This is a genomic window from Psychrobacter sp. Ps6, assembly GCF_022129235.1.
Lineage (GTDB): Bacteria > Pseudomonadota > Gammaproteobacteria > Pseudomonadales > Moraxellaceae > Psychrobacter.
In genome coordinates, this window is record NZ_JADQAI010000002.1 from 214,299 (window position 1) to 235,002 (window position 20,704).

Genomic DNA, 20,704 nt, shown 5'->3' on the forward strand with positions numbered 1-20,704 from the left:
TGTCAGAGATTAGCATATGGTTTGTCTTTTTATTTGCCCTTGGCATCTGCCCAAATGATTTTATGCAATTGCAATTGGAAGCGAACGGGCAAGGCATCTGCCAGCATCCATTCAGCAAGCTCTCTTGCCAATACAGGCACCTCAGGGCTAAGCGCTTCATCAACATCGTCTGCCACGTTAAACATCGGAGAAAACCAAACGGTGCCGACCAGTTTATCTAGCTGATGCTGGTTCAACTTTTCTTTTGCCCAGTCATAATCTGTACGGTTCATAATGACAAACTTGATTTGATCGTGCTCGGTGAGATGATCGAGATTTGACCATAAGTTTTTATCGACTTCGCCCGAGCTTGGTGTTTTGAGATCCATCACTTTGCTGACGGCTGATGGTACATTTGCTACCGAGAGCGCGCCTGCGGTTTCAAGGGATATCTCATAGCCATCGCTGAGCAAGCGTTTCATCAACTCAATCGCGTTGGGCTGTGCTAATGGCTCACCGCCAGTCAGGCAAATGCGCTTACATGGGTAGCTTTTGATCATGTCTATGATGGTTTCTAATGACTGACGCTCGCCGCCTGTAAAGGCATATTCGGTATCACAGTAGACGCAGCGCAGCGGACAGCCGGTTAGACGTACAAATATCGTCGGCAAGCCAGACGTCAGTGCCTCACCCTGTAGGGAATAAAAAATCTCAGTCAAACGCAACCCTGCTTCAGGGTCGGTGACGGGGATAGCGGCGGTGCGCAATAGTGATTCACTCATAATATGTCAAATACAGTTAAAGGTTGATAAGGCGATGAAGCGGTTATCAATCGTAATAAAGAAGAAGGCAGGTTGTGGTATTTGTCGTTTTATGTTTGGATAAAACAAAACCAAAAAACGGATTATAACGCAACGCTCTGCATTAAGGTGCAAAAAAGACGCTGAAGTTTTCTTCAGCGTCTTTGGTAAAGATAGTTTATCGCCATCCGTACCATTCGGGTACGAGGCCATAAGTATTAAAAATACTAGGCTAAACGTAATAGCTCATTTACTGATGTTTTAGCACGAGTTTGCGCGTCTACTTTTTTCACGATGATTGCAGCGTACAAGCTGTGAGTGCCGTCTTCTGATGGCAAGCTACCTGGTACGACAACAGAGCCTGCTGGTACACGGCCGCGATGAATCTCGCCAGTCTCACGGTCATAGATGCGTGTAGATTGACCGATATAGACGCCCATAGAAATAACAGCGCCTTCTTCGACGATCACGCCTTCAACGATTTCAGAGCGCGCGCCGATAAAGCAATTGTCTTCGATGATGGTTGGGTTGGCTTGTAATGGCTCTAAAACACCGCCGATGCCAACGCCACCTGATAGATGCACGTTTTTACCGATTTGCGCACATGAGCCAACGGTTGCCCACGTATCAACCATCGCGCCTTGATCGACATACGCACCAATGTTGACATAAGAAGGCATCAATACCGCACCCGCTGCGATGTATGAACCTTTGCGAGCAACGGCTGGCGGTACCACACGGACGCCTGCTTCTTTGAACTGTGCTTCAGTCCAGTTAGCAAATTTCGTTGGCACTTTGTCATAAAACTGTACGTGCTCGCCCGCTGCTTGAACGTAGTTGTCGTTCAAACGGAACGATAGCAGTACCGCTTTTTTGGCCCACTGGTTGACGACCCATTCGCCATCCTTCTTTTCGGCCACGCGTAGGCTGCCATTATCTAGCTGCTCGAGTACTTGCTCAATCGCGTCGCGCACGTCTTGTGGCATGTTGCTTGGGCTGTATTCGTTGCGGTTTTCAAAAGCTTGTTCGATGGTTTGTTGTAATGACATAAAGGTTCCTAAAATGAATGAAAGGGAGGGTGATCTTAATGTTATGGTTAAAGACTTATATGACCCGGCCTAAAGAAAATTCAAGGTATGGCTTGGTTCAAAAACTTGCTTGCCATATTGTCGCTAATTTGACCACTTTTAGCAAACAAGTTCAGTATTTCATTATGGCAATGCTCGAGAAAAAGCGCTCAAAAGACTGCTCAAGATGAATTGTTTATCGTGCTTTAAGCGTCTGGTGCAGTGTTTTTTATCCACGCCAAAATATCTTGATAAACCGTTTGATGATCTGTTTCGTGCAATACCTCATGGCGCATATTGGGATAAAGCTGAATATCAACATGGCTAAATTTTTGTTTATGTAGGCGTTTGACCACGCGGCGAATACCGCGTCCCATGTTACCAATAGGATCATCTTCACCACTGATAAACAGCATTGGGAAGTTTTTGGCAATGGTAGTGGCCCAGCCTTTATTTAATCCAGTATCCATCAAAGTAAACAATGTTATAAAGCCATTATTGGTAAAGTCAAAACCAGTCTTTGGATCAGCTTCATAGGCTTCGATATTTGCAGTATTTTCACTCAACCAAGCAAACTGTGATGATGCAGTGCGATCTTTTAGTTGACTGTTCAATACCTTATTCATGGTATTGGCAAGGACGGTGTTTGGCTGTTTTGGCGCCACTTTTGCCAGCACTTTATTGATAGGCAGCAAAACTTTGGTCAATGGATTGACGTCTGCTGAACCCATCAATATCGCTCCAGTAAAATTATGCGCATGATGCTTAAGTACGTTACGCACGATAAATGAGCCCATGGAGTGGCCCATCACAAAATGCGGTACATCAGGGTGACGTGCCTTTAGGCTATCTGCCATGACAATCACATCTTTTAGCAGCGATTGTACTGGATGCTCTTCACCAAAAAACCCTAAATCCGCTTCGGTTTTGATGGTCTGGCCATGCCCAAGATGATCATAGGTTGCGACAGCGATGCCATTGTTCGCCAAGAACTGTGCAAAATCTGCATAGCGACCACTGTGCTCTGCCATCCCATGCACAATCAATAGCGTCGCACTGATGGCAACATTGTTGTCACTTGGCTCAAAAAAGTCATGGTGTAAGTAGTGAGTGTTGTCGGAAGAGAGAATGTTATCATTACTGGTATCGAGAGTGTTACTCATATAAGCTTCCTTGACAGGTTTTAATGGTCTATATTTTTCATGGATCGTTATTTCATAAATACCGATCAGTTAGGTGGCGTCGTTATGATTTTATTTTACTAGGCGCTGATTGGTCGACCATTTTACCTTATTTTTTTGTGTTACGTGACAGGGTAATGAAATCTATACTTGGTAGCACCATTTAATGACAAAAATGAGTATGGTCAATATTATCTAAATTATCTAAGCCACTTATACCATCCACCCGATCATCAGGGTCGTCTATCAGACATATCTTATTTATAAACTGCTTTTGTGCTACTTATATGACAAGCACTACAATTCGCTTATCAACACCTATCCATCACTTTGATTAGAATGCCAATGAAACAGCTGTCGCCAAAGAAACTATTGTTAGCAGGGGCAGGTCATGCTCATATTGGACTGTTACGTCGGCTTGTTGCTGGGCAGCTAGAGAGTACGGGTTTCAAGGGAACGGCTATAGACATCGCTCTAATTAGCGAGCAACCGCAGACTATATATTCAGGAATGCTACCTGGTTGGATGGCAGGACATTACTCGCTTGACGATATCAGTATCGATATAAAAACACTTTGTATGCGAGCAAGTGTGCGCTTTATTGAGCAGTCGATCGTGCAGGTTGATGCGGCATCCAACATGGTCGCGACAACGGGCGATGAGCGATTGGTACTTGATTATGATTTGCTGTCTTTAAATACGGGTGCAGAGACAGATATGCGTTGGTTAGATAAACGAGACAGCTATGCTAAGACGGATACTCACGCTAGTACAGACGTAATCGCTATTCGTCCCTTGTCAGAGTTTATCACGCATTGGCAGCAGATTTTGGCTGAGGCGCGGCAAGCCAGTCAATATCAATTGGCAATCGTTGGTGCTGGGGCCGCCGCGACCGAATTGGTCATGGCAGCTCAAGTCGCGCTACAGCATATCAATCTAAATCATCAAGTGACACTGGTGTGCGGTGAGCATCTGTTGTCAGGGTTTAATCCGCGTTTTCAGCAACGCGTTATTAGGCAGCTGCATCGCCATGATATTAAGATAGTCCATGAGCGAGCGACTGGTTATCATGATGGTCATTTATTGACCGCACATGACACGCTGCCAATGGATGCTGTGATCGCCGCGACGGGAGTGGTAGGATCAGCATGGACCGCTGCCACTGATTTACAGACAGTAAATAATGGTTTTATCGCCGTTAATGCCAAGCAGCAGAGTGTCTCTCATTCTAATGTATTCGCCGTTGGTGATGTTGCCACGCGAGTGGACAAAGACGTCGCGCATTCAGGCGTTCATGCGGTACATGGCGGCGCGATAGAGGCAGATAACCTATTGGCCTATCTCAAAGACGAACCCATGCAAGACTATAAACCCAAAAAAAACACGCTATATTTATTGTCTTGCGGGGACAAGTACGCCATTGCCAGTTGGGGAGCGCTCAGTCTACAAGGTCGCGGGATTTGGTATCTAAAACGGTATATCGATCAGCGCTTTGTGAAGGCTAAGTAGAGCAGCACTGGTTGGCATAAATAACAAAATCGATCTTACAAAACTGATGCTACCAGTGATTCACAATCAGGTATGATTGATTAAACAAAATGTAAAATGAAAGGTCAATAAATAAGGTATGATGTTTATAAAATAGCAAATAAAAGCAATTACTTATATGTAAACATATCTTTTTTGAGTTGTGTTATTAACGGGGTCTATACGATTATGAAATCGACTATCGAACTACTTGAGCACACCGACTTTCCGGCGATCAAACGTCGCGAACTAACGATACTGCAAGTCAACATGGGCTACTTATGCAATATGTCTTGCGTCCATTGCCATGTGGCGGCCAGTCCTTATCGCACGGAGATGATGTCACGCGAGTTGGTTGAGCTGATTCCCAAAGTATTGCAAGCGCAAAATATTGATACGCTCGATTTGACGGGCGGTGCCCCTGAGATGCATGAGGACTTTAAGTATTTGGTCAAAGCGGCGCGTGCGCTGGGCGTCAAAGTAATAGACCGCTGTAACCTGACCATTCTTATGGAAGATGGCTATGAGGACATGGCGCAGTTTCTAGCAGATAACCAAGTCGAAGTCGTGGCTTCCCTGCCGTGTTACTCCTTAGAAAACGTGGATAAGCAGCGCGGCAAAGGTGCGTTTGACGATAGTATATTAGGACTGCAGAAACTGAACCAGTTAGGCTATGGTAGGGCTGATTCAGGTTTGACCTTGAACTTGGTCTATAATCCGCAAGGCGCGAGCTTACCGCCCAATCAGCAGCAGCTTGAAGCGGACTATAAGCGCGAGCTAAAGGAACATTTTGATATAGAGTTCAATCATCTGTTTGCCCTTACCAATATGCCGATTCAGCGTTTTGGTGCAGTACTATTGGCCAAAAATGAATTCCATCCGTACATGGGCTTACTCAAGGAAAACTACGTGGCGGACAACTTGAGTGAAGTGATGTGTCGCTCGACTATCAGTGTTAATTGGCTGGGCGAATTGTTCGACTGTGATTTTAATCAGCAATTAGAGATGCCTGTGCCCAATAAATCGCGACGTCATCTCAGCGATCTGCTTACCCAAAATCCCTCTGGTGATGCCATTGCTATTGCGGACCACTGCTACGGCTGTACGGCAGGACAGGGAAGCAGCTGCGGTGGTGCGTTAGAAGAAGAGACCGTAGAGCAGACGATAGTAGACACGACTGTTTAGACGCCCATATTTACCATTAAGGGTCGTTGATCATAAATAGTTGTTAGGCTATCGAGCTGGACAGCTGCGACAGACAAACATCACCAATTCAAGTGGAGTGAATCTTATGTCAAGATTGAATGTTTCAACAAAGACCTTGGTCGTGCAACCAATTATTGCGCTCGCGATTTTATCATCAAGCGCGGCTGTCTATGCAGGTTTCAACCATCAAAGTTGGGATAACTTATTAAATAAGCATGTGACCATGACCAATGGCGGTAAGGCTTCCGTGGTGAATTATGCGGGCATGCAAGCGGATAAGAGCAAGCTGGCAAGTTATCTTGAAGCGACGAGTAAAGTCTCTCAAGCAGAATTTAATCGCTGGAGCAAAAACGAGCAGTTGGCATTTTTGATTAATGTCTACAATGCTGGCACGGTCGATTTGGTACTCACGAAATATCCTAATATTAAATCCATTAAAGACATTGGCGGTCTGTTTGGCTCGCCGTGGAAGCAGGAGTTTATTCCACTATTGGGTAAAACACGCTCGCTTGATGATATCGAGCACAACCTCATTCGTGGCTCCAAGCGCTACAACGATCCGCGTATTCACTTCGCGGTTAATTGTGCGAGTATTGGTTGTCCTGCACTGCAAGATGACGCCTTTACTGGCAGGGGTTTGGACAGTCAATTAGAGCAGGCAACTGCTAAATTTTTGTCAGATGGTAGTCGCAACAATTTCAAGGGCAATACACTAAGGGTGTCGCCGATTTTTAAATGGTATAAGTCAGACTTTGAGAGCAATTGGCGTGGTACAAAAAACTTAGAAGGGTTTTTAGGTCGCTATAGCTCATCACTAGGAATGAACAAAGCCCAGACAGCAGATCTAAATCAAGGAAAAATAAAAATCAGCTACACCGACTACAATTGGAATTTGAACAAAAAATAAGTCAATGCTCGCGAGTTTATTCTTATTAAAACGGGACGTACCTTGAACCTCTCTATCATTATTCCATTGTTAAATGAAGTGGATAATCTGCCAAACCTTATTGCTCATATCAATGCGCTCAGCCCAGCGCCGCAGCAAGTGATATTGGTCGATGGTGGGTCAACGGATGGCTCGATTACCGCCGTCCATGATTTGCTAAAAGCGTTGCCAAAGATGACCCTGTCGTCAATTGACTGGCATATTATTGAGTCTGTTGCTGGACGCGCTTGTCAGATGAATGCTGGCGCTAAGCGAGCAACTGGTGACGTATTTCTGTTTCTACATGCTGATACTCGGTTGCCGACTGATGCGATAGATGACATTCAACGTGCAATGACCACGTATGACTGGGGACGCTTTAATGTGCGCTTAGATAGTCATCATCCGCTTCTTAAAGTCGTTGGGATAATGATTAATAAGCGCTCACGTCTAGTCAGTATCGCAACGGGCGATCAAGCTATTTTTATTAAAAATTCTCTATTTGAACGACTGGGTGGCTATACCGATCAGCCATTGATGGAAGATGTCGAGCTATGTAAGCGCCTAAAACCGATTAGCAGGCCCGCTTGCTTAAAAAGCACAGTGACGACGTCAGCACGGCGTTGGCAGCAACATGGATATTTCCGTACCATATTTTTGATGTGGCATTTGCGCTTTGACTATTGGCGCGGGGTATCGCCAGATACTTTACAACAGCGTTATTACAAGTAGAAATGATCCAGCCATATTGCACTAATAACAATAATAAAAAGGGCTTCGTATTGATGCATGCGACCAGCAACCGAACCACTACTATAGATGTCAACTCACAGATAAAAGAGCAACCTACCTGCGTCATTTTATTTGCCAAATATCCAGCCCGTGATAAGGCAAAGACTCGTCTACAGCCTGCATTGGGTGTGGATGGTGCTGCGCTTATGGCAAGGCAGCTGCTATTACACAGTGTCGAGCAAGCTGTGGCGAGCGATTTTGCGGTAGAGCTATGCGTGAGTCCAGCGCCAACGGATCCCTGCTGGCAAGCGCTTGATTTACCCAAGTCACTGCAATGGTCTGCTCAGGCAGAGGGGGACTTGGGTAGGCGCATGTTGATAGCCAGTCAGAGCGCATTAGAAAAATATGAAAAAGTTGTCCTAATTGGAACAGATTGTCCTAGCCTTACGGTAGAGCGTATACAGACCGCCGTACAGCAGCTAGATAAAGATGACGCGGTGACGATTCCTGCAACCGATGGGGGATATGTGTTGCTCGGATTCAAACAAGTTGATAGCAGCCTTTTTTCAAACATCAGCTGGAGTACGTCGAGCGTCGCTGAAGTGACTAAGCGACGTATCGCGGCATTAGGTTGGACACTAGCGCTATTGCCAGCGTTGCATGATATTGATGAGCCTGATGATTTGGAGCATCTACCGTCGGATTGGCGTAATACACTCAACAAAATCTAAAAATTAAACATCATTTTTTACCGTTATTCATTTATGTTTTAAATAGATATTACTATTAATAAGGATATTGTTATGCATGACGTTGTGCAAAATTACTATGGCAAAGAGCTGCAAGGGACTGACGATCTAAAAACCTCAGCGTGTTGTGATATTAGCAATATGCCTGAGTGGCTCAAGCCGTTATTGGCAAATATTCATGATGAGGTATTGAGCCGTTATTATGGCTGCGGATTGGTGTGTCCGGCATTGCTTGAGGGTTGCCGAATTCTAGACTTGGGCAGTGGTTCAGGTCGCGATGTTTATGCACTCGCGCAACTGGTTGGTGAGAGCGGTCATGTGGTCGGTGTCGATATGACTGACGAGCAACTAGCCGTTGCAAAGGCACATCAAGCCTATCATATCGAGAAGTTTGGCTACGACAATGTGACGTTTTTGCATGGTTATATCGAAAAGCTCGATGAGCTAGATCTTGCTGATGGTAGCTTTGATATTATTGTCTCAAACTGTGTTATTAATTTATCACCAGATAAAGCCGCCGTGATGGCGAGCGTGCAGAGACTGCTGAAACCGGGCGGCGAGTTTTATTTTTCTGATGTCTACGCTGATCGCCGTATCCCGCAACACTTGATCGATGATCCTGTCTTATATGGCGAGTGTTTGAGTGGCGCGTTGTACTGGAAAGATTTTATCCGTTTATCAAGAGGAGCAGGGTTTTTAGACCCACGTTTAGTTGAGGATCGTCCGCTTGAGATTACAGATCCTGTATTGGCTGCCAAAATTGGTGATATACGGTTTTTTTCGGCCACTTATCGCTTGTTCAAAATTGCAACGCTAGAAGATGCCTGCGAAGATCATGGACAAGCGGTGATATACAAAGGGTCTATCGAGCAATCCCCGCATCGGTTTGATCTAGACAAGCATCACGCGATTGAAGCGGGCCGAGTATTTCCTGTCTGCGGCAATACCTTTCGGATGCTACAAGAATCTCGCTTTGCGCCGCATTTTGAATTTATCGGTGATGACAGTCGCCACTATGGTATTTTTGCAGGGTGCGGTGAGCTGATGCCATTTGATCAGACGATGACGTCATTATCTGGTGTGGGCGGTTGCTGTTAAGAGTAAAGGCATCTGGTTAGCTCACATCCTAAACGTACTGATTGAAATTATAAAAAGGCCATTAAGTATGTTAATGGCCTTTTTGCATGTGCGTAGGATTTGGGTTGTTGCCTTTGTCTCAAACAAGCATTTATTCAAATATGTTTAAACATTTAGTATAACAATGCAGCCAGTCTGATTTTGGTATGTTCGTCCATCATGTCTATAGGCGTGACCAAGGCCTGTGCAAGAGCATTATGGGCGATGGATTCAGGTAATTCAGCGGCAATCAAAGCAACGGCTTCTTGAATCACTTTTTGAGCGTTTTCAGCATTTTTCATCAGGTTCTTTATTGCATAGTCTGCACTGACGGCTTCTTCGCTAGGATGCCAACAATCAAAATCGGTTACTAAAGCTAATGTCGCATAAGCCATGCTGGCTTCACGTGCCAATTTGGCTTCTGGCATATTGGTCATGCCAATGATATCTGCCTGCATTTGACGATACCACTCTGACTCTGCACGAGTTGAGAACTGCGGCCCTTCGATACAGACATAGGTCGCCTTCTTATGACAGCTGCCCTCAGCTATATCTGCCTGATTGTAGGCACGCGTTAAGATATCTGATAGGGCAGGACAGAGTGGGTCTGCCATTGATACATGAGCGACGGCCCCCTCACCAAAAAACGTACTTACCCGCTGCTTGGTCATATCAATCATTTGATTTGGCACGACCATATCTAGCGGTTTGAGGTGTGCTTGCAACGAGCCGACCGCCGATACTGAGACGATATAGCGTACGCCTAGGGTTTTTAGCGCATAGATATTGGCGCGATAAGGTACTTCAGATGGAGTCAGTTTATGACCTTGACCATGCCGCGTCAGAAAAGCAACCGTTACTCCTTCTAGTTCACCAAGAACGATGTCATCAGATGGACTGCCATAAGGGGTCTGTATCGTCACGCTGCGTACATTAGTCAGTGCTTGAATCTGATACAAGCCACTACCACCAATGATGGCAATGTCAGCAGACAACGATTCCAGCGCTTCTGTTGTAGATATTGTCATAAAAATTATCCAAGTTGAGTCATAAAAAATAATGGTTTCGGTTCATATAATGAAGCATTTGTCAGCTTACGTAAAACGTGCTCTAGACAAAGCCAGTGAATAAATGTTTAGTTAAAATATAACAGAATCAGAATGGCAATGAAAATGAATCGTAATATGCAGCGCAACACATGCACACAAGTTACGATAAAGGTTTACAACATCATTAAAATTTGTTTAAATAAAGATGAAACATTGTTTCACATAGCGGAACAATGTAGGTTTTGGCTATTACATACAATGAAAATGTTTTCTCAAAGAGCCCTTAATATAAGGCATTAAAAGCAAAAGAGAAAACAGTCTTTAGTTTATTTATAGCAAAAATTGCTATATCATTACTCAAGTGTAACGGATTAATACTCATGTATTAATGTCGTTTGTTGCATTAACTCGATTATTTCAAGGACGAACTCAATGCTCAATTCTCTAAAATCTCCCTTACTTTTGTCAGCGATATTAAGCGCCATGCTAGGCCTAACGGCATGTTCATCTCCAAGCTCAGAAGGCAATGAGACGGCTGCTGCAGATAGCTCGGCGACAGATGCGGCTGCCGACACACTCGATACTAAGTTCCTAACCATTGCCACAGGCGGTGCGTCTGGCCCTTATAACATCATCGGCACTGCATTGTCCGAAGTCTATGTAAAAAACTTTGGGGTCAACTCAAAGACACAAACCACGGGCGCATCGGTCGAAAACGTCAATCTACTGACGCAAGGCAAAGTCGATATGGTGTTGGCGCTCAGTGATGTGGTCACGGACGCGGTTGAAGGCAAAAACAACTTTGACAAGCCCATTACCAATATTCAGCAGATTGCAGTCTTGTACCCGAACGTGGTGCAAATCGTGACGACAAAAGACTCTGGTATCAAAAATATTGAAGATTTGAGAGGCAAGCGTATTGCCGTTGGCGATCAAGGTTCTGGTACGGAAGTCAATGCTCGAACGCTACTAGAAGGCTTCGGTATCACCTATGATGATATCACTGTTGATTACTTGGGCTTTGCTGAAGCAGCTGATGGTATGAAAGCAGGTAAGATTGAAGCGGCATTCTTTAGTAGTGGTCTACCAAACTCATCGCTCATGGAGCTAGAGCAAGGTTTAGATTTGCAGTTGGTTACTATCGACCAAGATAAGCTAAAAGAAATCATTGCGACCAAGCCTTACTTTAAAACCTTTGAAATCCCTGCTGGCACGTATGGCAATGACGCTGCAATTCCAACTGCCGCAATCATGAATGCGCTATTGGTGAGCTCTGATCTGTCTGAATCTGATGGCTATAAACTGACCAAGGCGTTATTTGATAATCTGGACGGTCTAAAAACAGCACACCAAGCAGCCAACGATATCAGTCTAGAGACGGCTAGTGAAGGTATGGTCGCTCCAATTCACCCCGGCGCTAAAAAGTACTATGACGAACAAGCAGCCAAATAATTTATTATGGTTATCGACTGGCGCAGCATGTATTGCCGCGCTGGTTTTTTTGACCCTATGGATAGGCTTCGCTCGTCAGTTTGTGGTTGAGGTTCGCGTTGCGATAGAGGGTAGTGACGACAAGGTGTGTTATTTCACTGACCCTGACTTTCAGCTGCGCTGGATACATTCTGTAGAAAGGCAGTGGTGGGAAGAGCAGTATCAGCGTCTAGAAAAAAGTAGTATAGAAGATGCTATGTTACTCCTCACCACCACATACTTTGAAGCATTTGGTGCTGGTACGCCTTCGACCGAACCCCTTGCACCCATACAAAAACCTGGCTATCTGGGTTATCAAATCAATGAAAAGCTGCCTAGCCTCAATTGGGTAGTCTCTAGACTGACCAAAGGCGAGATCGATTACGCTGGTCATCGTTTTTTGATTCATCAGTGGGTGCCAGATTATTCTGAAGTGGTGATCATGCCTAAGACGTATGGTTTAATTGATAGATTTAAAAAGGACTTGTGTCATGAACTCCCAAGTGACGGATCACGGTAGCGTGAATACCACACCAGATGATAGCGTTGACAAAGACGCTGAGGCTGTCAACAGAGCGGTATTGGAAAAATATGACCGAGAGTCAATCACACGTCATATCACCCAAGGGCCAGTCAAGTATTTTATCGCTGGTATATGTATCCTCTATTCATTGTTTCACTTATATATCACCTTCAACCCCATGCCAGCGTTGCTACAGCGTGCGGTACACGTAGGTGTTGGTTTTTCCCTGATTTTTTTAATTTTTCCTGCAAGCAAAAAGAGCAGCCGCAAAAAAGTTGCTTGGTATGACTGGATTTGGTTTTTGTTGTCGTTGTCTGGTATGGGCTATCTCATCTACGAATACCAAGATATCGTGACCTCGCGTGGCGGTATGGCCAACTCGGCGGACGTGATATTTTCACTGATTACGGTCATCTGCGTGTTAGAGGGCAGTCGCCGTATCACAGGCTGGATTTTGCCGATATTGGCAGGGATATTTTTGGCCTATCCGTTTGTCAGTCATATGGATTTTATGCCTGATAGATTGCTGACTCGTCCTTATGATATGGGGGATATTTTTGGTCAATTATTTCTAAAAACCGAAGGTTTATATTCTGTTGCGATTGGCGCGTCAGTGACTTTTATCTTTTTGTTCATTCTCTTTGGTGCGTTCTTAGCACGTTCTGGAATGGGACAGCTGTTTAATGATTTGGCATTAGCCATCGCCGGTCACAAAAAAGGAGGACCTGCAAAAGTAGCGGTTATCTCTAGCGGCTTTATGGGTAGTATCAATGGCTCTGCATTATCAAATGTGGTGAGTACCGGTGCCTTTACCATTCCGCTGATGAAAAAGGTCGGTTATCACAAAGATTTTGCAGGTGCGGTTGAGGCGAGTGCCTCGGTTGGCGGACAGATTTTGCCACCGATCATGGGAGCCAGTGCGTTTATCATGGCGGAGACCACTGGTCTGCCGTATAGCACGATCGCGCTTGCCGCTTTGTTGCCTGCGATATTGTACTATTTAGGCGTGATTGCGCAGGTACATTTCCGCGCTGGACGTCGTGACCTAAAAGGTATCGCCAAAGAGAGCTTACCCGCAGTAAAAGAAGTGTTAAAAGCTCGCGGTCACATGCTATTACCGATTGTCTTTTTGATTTTCTTATTAATCAGAAATGTACCTGTGGGATATGCCGCGGCTTATACGATTGGTTTTACCGTGGTAATCAGCATGCTACGCGCTGAGACGCGTATGAGCTTTTCTGATATTTTGGGTGCTTTAGAAGATGGCGCGCGCCAGTCGCTTGCGGTTATGGCGGCTTGTGCGGTCGTGGGTATTATCATCGGCGTGGTCAGTCTGACCAGCTTTGGTACAGTAATGACCTCATCTATCGTCACGCTAGGCGCAGGGTCGTTATTTTTCACACTCATCTTAACCATGCTAGCGTCTATGGTCTTGGGTATGGGGTTACCGTCTATTCCTGCCTATATTATTACTGCGACCATGGCTGCTCCAGCATTGGCAGGGTTTGATATTCCAATCTTGTCAGCGCATATGTTTGTATTCTACTTTGGTATCTTTGCTAATATTACCCCGCCTGTGTGTCTAGCAGCCTTTGCTGGCGCTGGTATATCCGGTGGGGATCCGATGAAAACAGGGTTCTTGTCGCTTAAACTGGCACTTGCCGGATTCATAGTACCGTTTATGTTTATCTACAATCCCACGATGCTGATGATAGATCCAACCGGTCTGGCAGTTACAGCAAAAGACTTCCCGCTACCGCCTATTTTGGACATTATCACAGTCGTTGTGACCTCAGTGACAGGTGTGATTGCATTAAGTTCAGCACTTGAAGGGTACTTCAAAGGCGATATGAACACCGTGACGCGTGTCTTCTTAGCTATTGGTGCTTTATTGCTTATTTATCCTGAAATTACGACTGGTATCGCAGGTGGCGTTATTGTACTTGGTATTGCTGTATTTAATATAAAAACAGCTGGAAAGCCAACGCCAACTTTGACTGTATAAAGCGTTAGGTTTAATTATTCGTAAATCTAATAAAGCTCAAAAAAAGGGTGAATAACAAAATATGTTATTCACCCTTTTATATTTTTAGCTACTATCTTTAGTACTTTGATATCGGTTTAACAATAATCAAATCAGCAATTAGCAGCCAAGTTTGCCTTCAGCTTCTAATGCTTTTTTGCTACGGATAGGTGCTGGGCAATCTTCACCGTAGTATTGACGATCGGCAAAGTAGCTTGAGCGTACCATTGGGCCTGCCCAAATGCTAAAGAAGCCAATCTTTTTGCCGTAGTCCATATAGCGTTGGAACTCATCTGGATGGACATAACGATCAACAGGAGCATGGTTCTTACTAGGCTGTAGATACTGACCAATCGTGATCATATCCACGTCATGCGCTTTTAGATCATCGAGTAGGGCATAAATCTCTTCTTCTGTTTCGCCAAGACCAACCATAAAGCCGCATTTGGTTGCGATATCAGGACGACGCTTTTTATAGAGCTTGAGCAAGTCGAGCGAATGCTGATAGTCAGAACCTGGACGGAAGGCTTTGTATAGACGAGGTACGGTTTCGATGTTGTGGTTAAACACATCTGGCGCGGTCTCTGTCAATAAATCCAACGCAATATCCATACGGCCACGGAAATCTGGTACAAGGATTTCAATCAAGCAATTTGGGCTAAGTGCTCTTGACTCGTTGAGCACTTCTACAAAGTGTCCAGCTCCGCCATCTTTTAGATCATCGCGATCGACAGAGGTAATGACCGCATATTTAAGCTGTAGACCTTGAATCGTTTCAGCGGTATGACGTGGCTCATCCTTGTCTAACTCATTAGGACGACCATGACCAACATCACAGAACGGGCAGCGGCGAGTACAGATATCACCCATGATCATAAAGGTGGCCGTCCCATCGGCGAAGCACTGTGGGAGGTTGGGGCAGGCTGCTTCTTCACAGACGGTATAAAGTTTCTGCTCGCGCAAAGTCGCTTTGATACGCGCCACTTCAGCCGGCGATGACATTTTCACCCGAATCCAGTCAGGCTTTTTCTTGGCCTCAACGGTTGGGATTACTTTAATTGGGATACGGGCAACTTTATCGTAACCACGTAGTTTTTCGCCTTGTATGGCTTTTTTGGGTTTGACCTTAGCAGCAGGTACATGGGTTTGTACGGCAGTTGTCATAATAGAATTATCTCTTAACCCTTTATAGTATAAGGGTTTATGGAATGATCAGAATGTTTTATGAGTGGTGATATTATAGCAGAAATTTATTAGGCAGTTTTTGTACAATATCATTAAGATTACTATGATTAACCTAGCGACCATGGTTTTAAATATCTATATCGACTTCCATCTCATTTAGGGTATCTATGGCGGCGCGAAACGCTTCTTGCGTGGCAGGCGCACCGCAGTATGGCAAGCTATGCATCAGCACTTCGCGAATCTCAGCGACACTAGCGCCATTATTGATGGCACCGCGGATATGTCCTTTTAACTCGTTTGGGCTTTTTTGCGCAACCAAAAAGGCAATGGTAATCAGTGAGCGATATTTGCGCGGTAATACTGAGTCGTCTTGCCAAGTACTGCCCCAAGCGTGTTCGATAATCCAGTCTTGCAGCGGTTGGGTAAATCCTGTGGCTGCATCAAGCGAGCGTTTGACATGCGCTTCACCCATCACTTCTGTACGTACCTTGAGGCCATTATCATAGTTGGTGTTGCTATCCATATTGGCTCGTCCTTTGATGTCTTATAGAAATGTCTTATAAAAGCGTATAACAGTCATATGGTGTCTATTGCTTCATAAAGCAAGTTTTTATCGATCAGTATAGGTACGTAAATACGAGCGATTAGATTATAAGGCGTGCAATCATATTATTGATGGGACTATTTTTATAATAAATGTTGGATATGGCCTTACTATGAGCCTTTTCAGGGCTGAGCCATTAACATTTAGAGCGTTTTAAGCTATGATTGCACGGATAATTATTCCCTATAGTATATAGACGCAGGCGGTCATGCTGACTACCCACGTAATGTGCTAAACCCCAACTGACGAGGACGACTATTGTGTTAGAAGCTTATCGTAAACATGTCGAAGAACGTGCTGAGCTAGGAACGGTTCCGCTACCATTGAACGAAAAACAAGTAGCAGAGTTGGTTGAATTACTAAAGAACCCGCCAGCAGGCGAAGATGCATTTTTGATGAACTTGTTAGAAAACCGTATCCCTGCTGGTGTTGACCAAGCAGCCTACGTAAAAGCGGCATTTTTGGCAGCGATCTTAAAAGGTGAGACGTCATCACCATTGATCAGCAAGCAAAAAGCGGTTCAAATTTTAGGTACCATGCAAGGTGGTTACAACGTTCAGCCATTGGTTGCGGCACTAGATGACAGCGAAGTGGCTCAAGACGCTGCTGAAGCATTAAAGAAAACTTTGCTAGTATTTGACGCATTCAACGACGTGACTGAAAAAGCTGAAGCGGGCAATACCATTGCCAAAGAAGTCGTTCAATCTTGGGCTGACGCAGAATGGTTCTTGAGCCGCCCTGAAGTACCAAAGAAAACCACTTACACGACGTTTAAAGTCACTGGTGAAACCAACACGGATGACTTGTCACCTGCGCAAGACGCATGGAGCCGTCCTGATATTCCACTGCATTCACTAGCCATGCATAAAAACTCTCGCGACGGCATCAATGCTGACGAAGAGGGCGTTGTTGGCCCAATGAAGCAAATCGAAGCGTTAAAAGAAAAAGGCCATCCGCTAGCCTATGTTGGTGATGTGGTTGGTACGGGTTCTAGCCGTAAGTCGGCCACCAACTCAGTATTGTGGCTCATGGGTGAAGACATTCCTAACGTGCCAAACAAACGTGGTGGCGGTCTAGTACTAGGTAACAACATCGCTCCGATTTTCTTCAACACGATGGAAGATTCTGGCGCATTGCCAATCGAAAAAGTCGCCGTTGATAACCTAAATATGGGTGATGTGTTTGACATCTATCCACATGACGGCAAAATCACCAAGCATGACTCTGATGAAGTGCTCTCAACGTTTACGTTAAGCTCACCTACTTTGCTTGACGAAGTGCGTGCTGGCGGCCGTATCCCATTAATCGTTGGTCGTGGTTTGACCAACCGTGCGCGTGAGTACATGGGTCTTGGTCACTCAGACGTGTTTGCTAAGCCAGAAGAGCCAGCCGATACTGGTAAAGGCTTTACGCTAGCGCAAAAAATGGTTGGTAAAGCGTGTGGCCTAGAAGGCGTACGTCCAGGTATGTACTGTGAGCCTAAAATGACGACTGTCGGCTCTCAAGATACCACTGGCCCAATGACGCGTGACGAGCTAAAAGACTTGGCATGTTTGGGTTTCCAAGCGGATCTCGTCATGCAGTCATTCTGTCATACGGCGGCTTATCCAAAGCCAGTTGACGTTGAGACTCAGCACACACTACCTGACTTTATCATGAACCGTGGCGGCGTCAGCTTACGTCCAGGTGATGGTATCATTCACTCATGGTTGAACCGTATGCTACTTCCAGATACCGTTGGTACTGGTGGCGACTCGCATACTCGTTTCCCAATGGGTATCTCGTTCCCAGCGGGTTCTGGTCTAGTTGCTTTCGCAGCGGCAACTGGTGTGATGCCACTTGATATGCCTGAATCTGTCCGTGTTCGTTTTGTTGGTGAGCGTCAGCCTGGTATCACCCTACGTGATCTAGTACATGCGATCCCTTATCAAGCGATCAAAGAAGGCTACTTGACCGTTGATAAGAAAGGTAAAATCAACGAGTTCAACGGCCGTATTCTTGAAATCGAAGGCCTAGAAGATTTGACCGCTGAGCAGGCGTTTGAATTGTCTGATGCCTCAGCTGAGCGTAGTGCTGCTGGTTGTACCATTACCTTATCTGAAGCGTCAGTGACTGAGTACCTAAACTCAAACATCACACTGCTTAAGTGGATGATCTCAGAAGGCTATGGCGATGCACGTACGATCAGTCGCCGTGTTGAGCAAATGCAAGAGTGGTTGGCTAACCCAAGCCTCATGCGTGCTGACGACGATGCTGAATATGCGATCGACATTACTATCGATATGAGCGAAATTAAAGAGCCCATCCTTTGCTGCCCGAACGATCCAGATGATGCCAAGACTTTGGCAGACGTGGCTGGCGATACCATTGATGAAGTATTCATTGGTTCATGTATGACTAACATCGGTCATTTCCGTGCCGCTGGCAAATTGCTACAAGACGTACCAGCAGGTAGCCTCAAGACTCGTCTATGGATTGCACCACCGACTAAGATGGATGCACGCCAGTTGATGGAAGAAGGTTACTACAACATCTATGCACAAGCCGGCGCTCGTACTGAAATGCCAGGTTGTTCACTATGTATGGGTAACCAAGCACGTATCGCACCGAAATCGACTGCGGTATCGACCTCAACTCGTAACTTCCCGAACCGTCTAGGTCAGGGCGCTAACGTATACCTAGCGTCTGCAGAGCTTGCAGCAGTCGCAGCGGTACTTGGTAAACTGCCAACTAACGACGAATATCAGCAGTATGCTGGCATGCTAAACAGCATGGGTGATGAAGTCTATCAGTACATGAACTTCGATCGTATGGAAGACTATACTGAAGAAGCAGACAAGATCAACGTTGCTCAGTTGAGCTAGTCTTGGTTGACGCTTAAGTTAAACGTTTTTAAGTTTTAATAATAGAATAACCCCGTATCATGATGATGCGGGGTTTTTTGCATGGTCATTACATGGGCTGATTTTTTGTGCCATCTTATGTATAATATAGGTGCAGGCGGAAACCGTGGCTCTGCACTCAATCTATCTTTTCTATCTCGGGACGGACCGATACTTTGATACGCACTTTTTTCTTAAGAATAGGTGCTTTGGAGTCTTGGTTAATGATCACCTTATCCCCGCTCAAACGTCGTATTATCTATGTGATTATTTTTGAGATTGTCGCAATTATTTCTTCTACCTTTGTATTAATGAAACTCAGCAACAGCGATGCGTCAGAATCGTTGCCTGTCGCGATGATGGTATCGCTGGCCGCCATCATTTGGAACTTTGTATACAACACCGCTTTTGAGACTTGGGAGGATCGCAGGCAAATAGCAGAGCGTACGCTGCTTATTCGTAGTGTTCATGCCTTGATATTTGAAGTCGGTTTGGTTTTGATTTGCTTACCGCTATATATGATTTGGTATCAAGTTGGCTTGCTCCAAGCGTTTATGATGGAAGCTGCCTTACTGGTGTTTTTCTTGATTTATAATTTCGTATTTACCTTTATTTTTGACAAAATATTTACCTTACCGTATCAGTATAAGTCAGCGTCTGCTTCTTAACCGCAGACATAAACGAAAAAAGGGCTACCATATTGGCAGCCCTTTTTTTGATACTATAAATAGCGAATTATCTGGTTAGAAATACATTTAGCTATCAAATTAACCAGCCTACTACCCAATTATTTACCTTGATAAACAGGCTTACGCTTTTCGATAAAGGCGCTAACACCTTCGATAAAGTCATCGGTTTTTGCCATAACCGTTTGCTGTTCTACTTCCGTATCTAGCGCATCGCTTAACCCAGAAAACGCATGTACATTGAAGCTCTCTTTCATAGCGGCTAGGGCTTTACCTGGTAATTGGCTCAATCGTAGCGCCAATGCTTGTACGGTGGCATCTAGCTCGTCAGCACTGACTACGTTGTTTACCAGATTTAAGCGAGCCATATCTTCTGCTTTTAGCTTATCACCCAGCATCACAAGCTCAGTAGCTTTTGCTGTACCAACCAATTGATTCAATAAATAAATACCGCCTGCATCTGGCACTAAACCGATATTAACAAATGCTTGGACAAATTTTGCATTGTCTGCTGCGATACGAAAATCACAAGTAAGCGCTAAGTTCATACCAGCCCCTGCCACGGCACCTTCTAGTTTGGCAATGATTGGTTTATGGACATCACGTAGCTTTAGGCTGACTTCGCCAGCGCCTTCTACCATACCTCTCAACTTGGTTGAGATAACGTCTTTGTCCAGTCCTTCAGATAGCATCTCTTTAATATCGCCGCCACTTGAAAAATTACCACCAGCGCCTTGCAAGATAATGACTCGTACTTGATCGTCTTCTGCCGCTTTATCTAGCGCTATTAATACGTTGTTTTTTAGTGGCGTGCCAAACGCATTTAGGCTCTTTGGATCATTAAACGTAATGGTGGCAATGTGATTGTTCACTTGATAATCAACGATAGGCTGTGACATCTGAGATTTCCTTATTTTCAATGACTGTTTTAAATGGCGATTTTGGGTGCCCGTATAAGAGACAGCAGGACAAATTAATGGTAAAAAATAACGCAATGTTG

The 20,704-nt window shown here is 44.9% G+C and carries 18 protein-coding genes; 11 read left to right on the forward strand and 7 right to left on the reverse strand.

Annotation, left to right across the window (positions count from 1 at the left end; all coding sequences use genetic code 11):
- Positions 1 to 29: 29 nt before the first annotated feature.
- The 3 genes from queE to I3255_RS03575 form a co-directional block, all read right to left on the reverse strand.
- Positions 30 to 761 (reverse strand): 7-carboxy-7-deazaguanine synthase QueE, encoded by a 732-nt coding sequence (gene queE / locus I3255_RS03565; protein WP_238036897.1) that lies wholly within the window; start codon positions 759 to 761, stop codon positions 30 to 32.
- A gap of 245 nt (positions 762 to 1,006) precedes the next feature.
- Entirely contained in the window at positions 1,007 to 1,828 is an 822-nt protein-coding gene (gene dapD, locus I3255_RS03570) for a 2,3,4,5-tetrahydropyridine-2,6-dicarboxylate N-succinyltransferase (RefSeq protein ID WP_238036899.1), read from the reverse strand.
- Positions 1,829 to 2,052: 224 nt separating this feature from the next.
- Positions 2,053 to 3,009 carry an alpha/beta fold hydrolase gene (locus I3255_RS03575; protein WP_238036902.1) on the reverse strand — a complete coding sequence of 319 codons (957 nt, stop codon included), beginning with the start codon at positions 3,007 to 3,009 and terminating at the stop codon, positions 2,053 to 2,055.
- 357 nt (positions 3,010 to 3,366) lie between these two features.
- Between I3255_RS03575 and I3255_RS03580 the strand changes: the two genes are divergently transcribed.
- From I3255_RS03580 to I3255_RS03605, 6 genes are all read left to right on the forward strand, one after another.
- Positions 3,367 to 4,536, forward strand: a complete 1,170-nt coding sequence (locus I3255_RS03580) for an FAD-dependent oxidoreductase (protein ID WP_238036905.1) — start codon at positions 3,367 to 3,369, stop codon at positions 4,534 to 4,536.
- Between the two features lie 207 nt (positions 4,537 to 4,743).
- A complete protein-coding gene (gene arsS / locus I3255_RS03585) occupies positions 4,744 to 5,739 on the forward strand; it encodes an arsenosugar biosynthesis radical SAM (seleno)protein ArsS (RefSeq protein WP_238036908.1) in 996 nt (331 codons plus the stop codon).
- Positions 5,740 to 5,845: 106 nt separating this feature from the next.
- Entirely contained in the window at positions 5,846 to 6,667 is an 822-nt protein-coding gene (locus I3255_RS03590) for a DUF547 domain-containing protein (protein ID WP_238036911.1), read from the forward strand.
- 42 nt (positions 6,668 to 6,709) lie between these two features.
- Positions 6,710 to 7,417: a TIGR04283 family arsenosugar biosynthesis glycosyltransferase gene (locus I3255_RS03595; RefSeq protein WP_238036915.1), complete on the forward strand. Its 708-nt coding sequence runs from the start codon at positions 6,710 to 6,712 to the stop codon at positions 7,415 to 7,417.
- A 53-nt stretch (positions 7,418 to 7,470) separates the two neighbouring features.
- Entirely contained in the window at positions 7,471 to 8,148 is a 678-nt protein-coding gene (locus I3255_RS03600; RefSeq protein ID WP_238036919.1) for a TIGR04282 family arsenosugar biosynthesis glycosyltransferase, read from the forward strand.
- Between the two features lie 72 nt (positions 8,149 to 8,220).
- Positions 8,221 to 9,264, forward strand: a complete 1,044-nt coding sequence (locus tag I3255_RS03605) for a methyltransferase domain-containing protein (RefSeq protein WP_238036922.1) — start codon at positions 8,221 to 8,223, stop codon at positions 9,262 to 9,264.
- A 152-nt stretch (positions 9,265 to 9,416) separates the two neighbouring features.
- On the opposite strand, the gene mtnP is transcribed toward I3255_RS03605, so the two are convergent.
- Positions 9,417 to 10,310, reverse strand: a complete 894-nt coding sequence (gene mtnP, locus I3255_RS03610; RefSeq protein WP_238036925.1) for an S-methyl-5'-thioadenosine phosphorylase — start codon at positions 10,308 to 10,310, stop codon at positions 9,417 to 9,419.
- A 453-nt stretch (positions 10,311 to 10,763) separates the two neighbouring features.
- Here mtnP and I3255_RS03615 point away from each other — a divergent pair, with 453 nt between their 5' ends.
- The 3 genes from I3255_RS03615 to I3255_RS03625 are packed head-to-tail and all read left to right on the forward strand — an operon-like array spanning position 10,764 to position 14,329.
- Positions 10,764 to 11,783 (forward strand): TAXI family TRAP transporter solute-binding subunit, encoded by a 1,020-nt coding sequence (locus I3255_RS03615; protein ID WP_238036928.1) that lies wholly within the window; start codon positions 10,764 to 10,766, stop codon positions 11,781 to 11,783.
- Positions 11,761 to 12,321 (forward strand): DUF1850 domain-containing protein, encoded by a 561-nt coding sequence (locus I3255_RS03620; RefSeq protein ID WP_238036931.1) that lies wholly within the window; start codon positions 11,761 to 11,763, stop codon positions 12,319 to 12,321. Before I3255_RS03615 ends, I3255_RS03620 begins: the two co-directional genes overlap by 23 nt.
- Positions 12,293 to 14,329 carry a TRAP transporter permease gene (locus I3255_RS03625; RefSeq protein ID WP_238036933.1) on the forward strand — a complete coding sequence of 679 codons (2,037 nt, stop codon included), beginning with the start codon at positions 12,293 to 12,295 and terminating at the stop codon, positions 14,327 to 14,329. Before I3255_RS03620 ends, I3255_RS03625 begins: the two co-directional genes overlap by 29 nt.
- A gap of 138 nt (positions 14,330 to 14,467) precedes the next feature.
- Here I3255_RS03625 and lipA read toward each other — a convergent pair whose 3' ends face one another.
- Positions 14,468 to 15,511 (reverse strand): lipoyl synthase, encoded by a 1,044-nt coding sequence (lipA, locus tag I3255_RS03630; protein ID WP_238036936.1) that lies wholly within the window; start codon positions 15,509 to 15,511, stop codon positions 14,468 to 14,470.
- 148 nt (positions 15,512 to 15,659) lie between these two features.
- Complete coding sequence (locus I3255_RS03635; RefSeq protein WP_238036938.1) at positions 15,660 to 16,055, reverse strand: carboxymuconolactone decarboxylase family protein; 396 nt, start codon at positions 16,053 to 16,055, stop codon at positions 15,660 to 15,662.
- A gap of 341 nt (positions 16,056 to 16,396) precedes the next feature.
- Between I3255_RS03635 and acnB the strand changes: the two genes are divergently transcribed.
- Together acnB and I3255_RS03645 are read left to right on the forward strand one after the other, a co-directional pair.
- A complete protein-coding gene (gene acnB, locus I3255_RS03640) occupies positions 16,397 to 19,000 on the forward strand; it encodes a bifunctional aconitate hydratase 2/2-methylisocitrate dehydratase (protein WP_238036940.1) in 2,604 nt (867 codons plus the stop codon).
- A 242-nt stretch (positions 19,001 to 19,242) separates the two neighbouring features.
- Entirely contained in the window at positions 19,243 to 19,686 is a 444-nt protein-coding gene (locus I3255_RS03645; protein WP_238036941.1) for a PACE efflux transporter, read from the forward strand.
- A 119-nt stretch (positions 19,687 to 19,805) separates the two neighbouring features.
- Here I3255_RS03645 and I3255_RS03650 read toward each other — a convergent pair whose 3' ends face one another.
- Positions 19,806 to 20,603, reverse strand: a complete 798-nt coding sequence (locus I3255_RS03650) for an enoyl-CoA hydratase-related protein (RefSeq protein WP_238036943.1) — start codon at positions 20,601 to 20,603, stop codon at positions 19,806 to 19,808.
- Positions 20,604 to 20,704 lie beyond the last annotated feature (101 nt).

What these genes read in the sequence shown, in the direction of transcription:
- I3255_RS03615 (WP_238036928.1), top strand. Translation starts at nt 10,764, where the DNA reads ATGCTCAATTCTCTAAAATCTCCCTTACTTTTGTCAGCGATATTAAGC.
- dapD (WP_238036899.1), bottom strand. Translation starts at nt 1,828, where the DNA reads ATGTCATTACAACAAACCATCGAACAAGCTTTTGAAAACCGCAACGAA.
- I3255_RS03580 (WP_238036905.1), top strand. Translation starts at nt 3,367, where the DNA reads ATGCCAATGAAACAGCTGTCGCCAAAGAAACTATTGTTAGCAGGGGCA.
- queE (WP_238036897.1), bottom strand. Translation starts at nt 761, where the DNA reads ATGAGTGAATCACTATTGCGCACCGCCGCTATCCCCGTCACCGACCCT.
- I3255_RS03645 (WP_238036941.1), top strand. Translation starts at nt 19,243, where the DNA reads ATGATCACCTTATCCCCGCTCAAACGTCGTATTATCTATGTGATTATT.
- I3255_RS03605 (WP_238036922.1), top strand. Translation starts at nt 8,221, where the DNA reads ATGCATGACGTTGTGCAAAATTACTATGGCAAAGAGCTGCAAGGGACT.
- I3255_RS03650 (WP_238036943.1), bottom strand. Translation starts at nt 20,603, where the DNA reads ATGTCACAGCCTATCGTTGATTATCAAGTGAACAATCACATTGCCACC.
- arsS (WP_238036908.1), top strand. Translation starts at nt 4,744, where the DNA reads ATGAAATCGACTATCGAACTACTTGAGCACACCGACTTTCCGGCGATC.
- I3255_RS03575 (WP_238036902.1), bottom strand. Translation starts at nt 3,009, where the DNA reads ATGAGTAACACTCTCGATACCAGTAATGATAACATTCTCTCTTCCGAC.
- mtnP (WP_238036925.1), bottom strand. Translation starts at nt 10,310, where the DNA reads ATGACAATATCTACAACAGAAGCGCTGGAATCGTTGTCTGCTGACATT.
- I3255_RS03620 (WP_238036931.1), top strand. Translation starts at nt 11,761, where the DNA reads ATGACGAACAAGCAGCCAAATAATTTATTATGGTTATCGACTGGCGCA.
- I3255_RS03600 (WP_238036919.1), top strand. Translation starts at nt 7,471, where the DNA reads ATGCATGCGACCAGCAACCGAACCACTACTATAGATGTCAACTCACAG.
- lipA (WP_238036936.1), bottom strand. Translation starts at nt 15,511, where the DNA reads ATGACAACTGCCGTACAAACCCATGTACCTGCTGCTAAGGTCAAACCC.
- I3255_RS03635 (WP_238036938.1), bottom strand. Translation starts at nt 16,055, where the DNA reads ATGGATAGCAACACCAACTATGATAATGGCCTCAAGGTACGTACAGAA.
- I3255_RS03625 (WP_238036933.1), top strand. Translation starts at nt 12,293, where the DNA reads ATGAACTCCCAAGTGACGGATCACGGTAGCGTGAATACCACACCAGAT.
- I3255_RS03590 (WP_238036911.1), top strand. Translation starts at nt 5,846, where the DNA reads ATGTCAAGATTGAATGTTTCAACAAAGACCTTGGTCGTGCAACCAATT.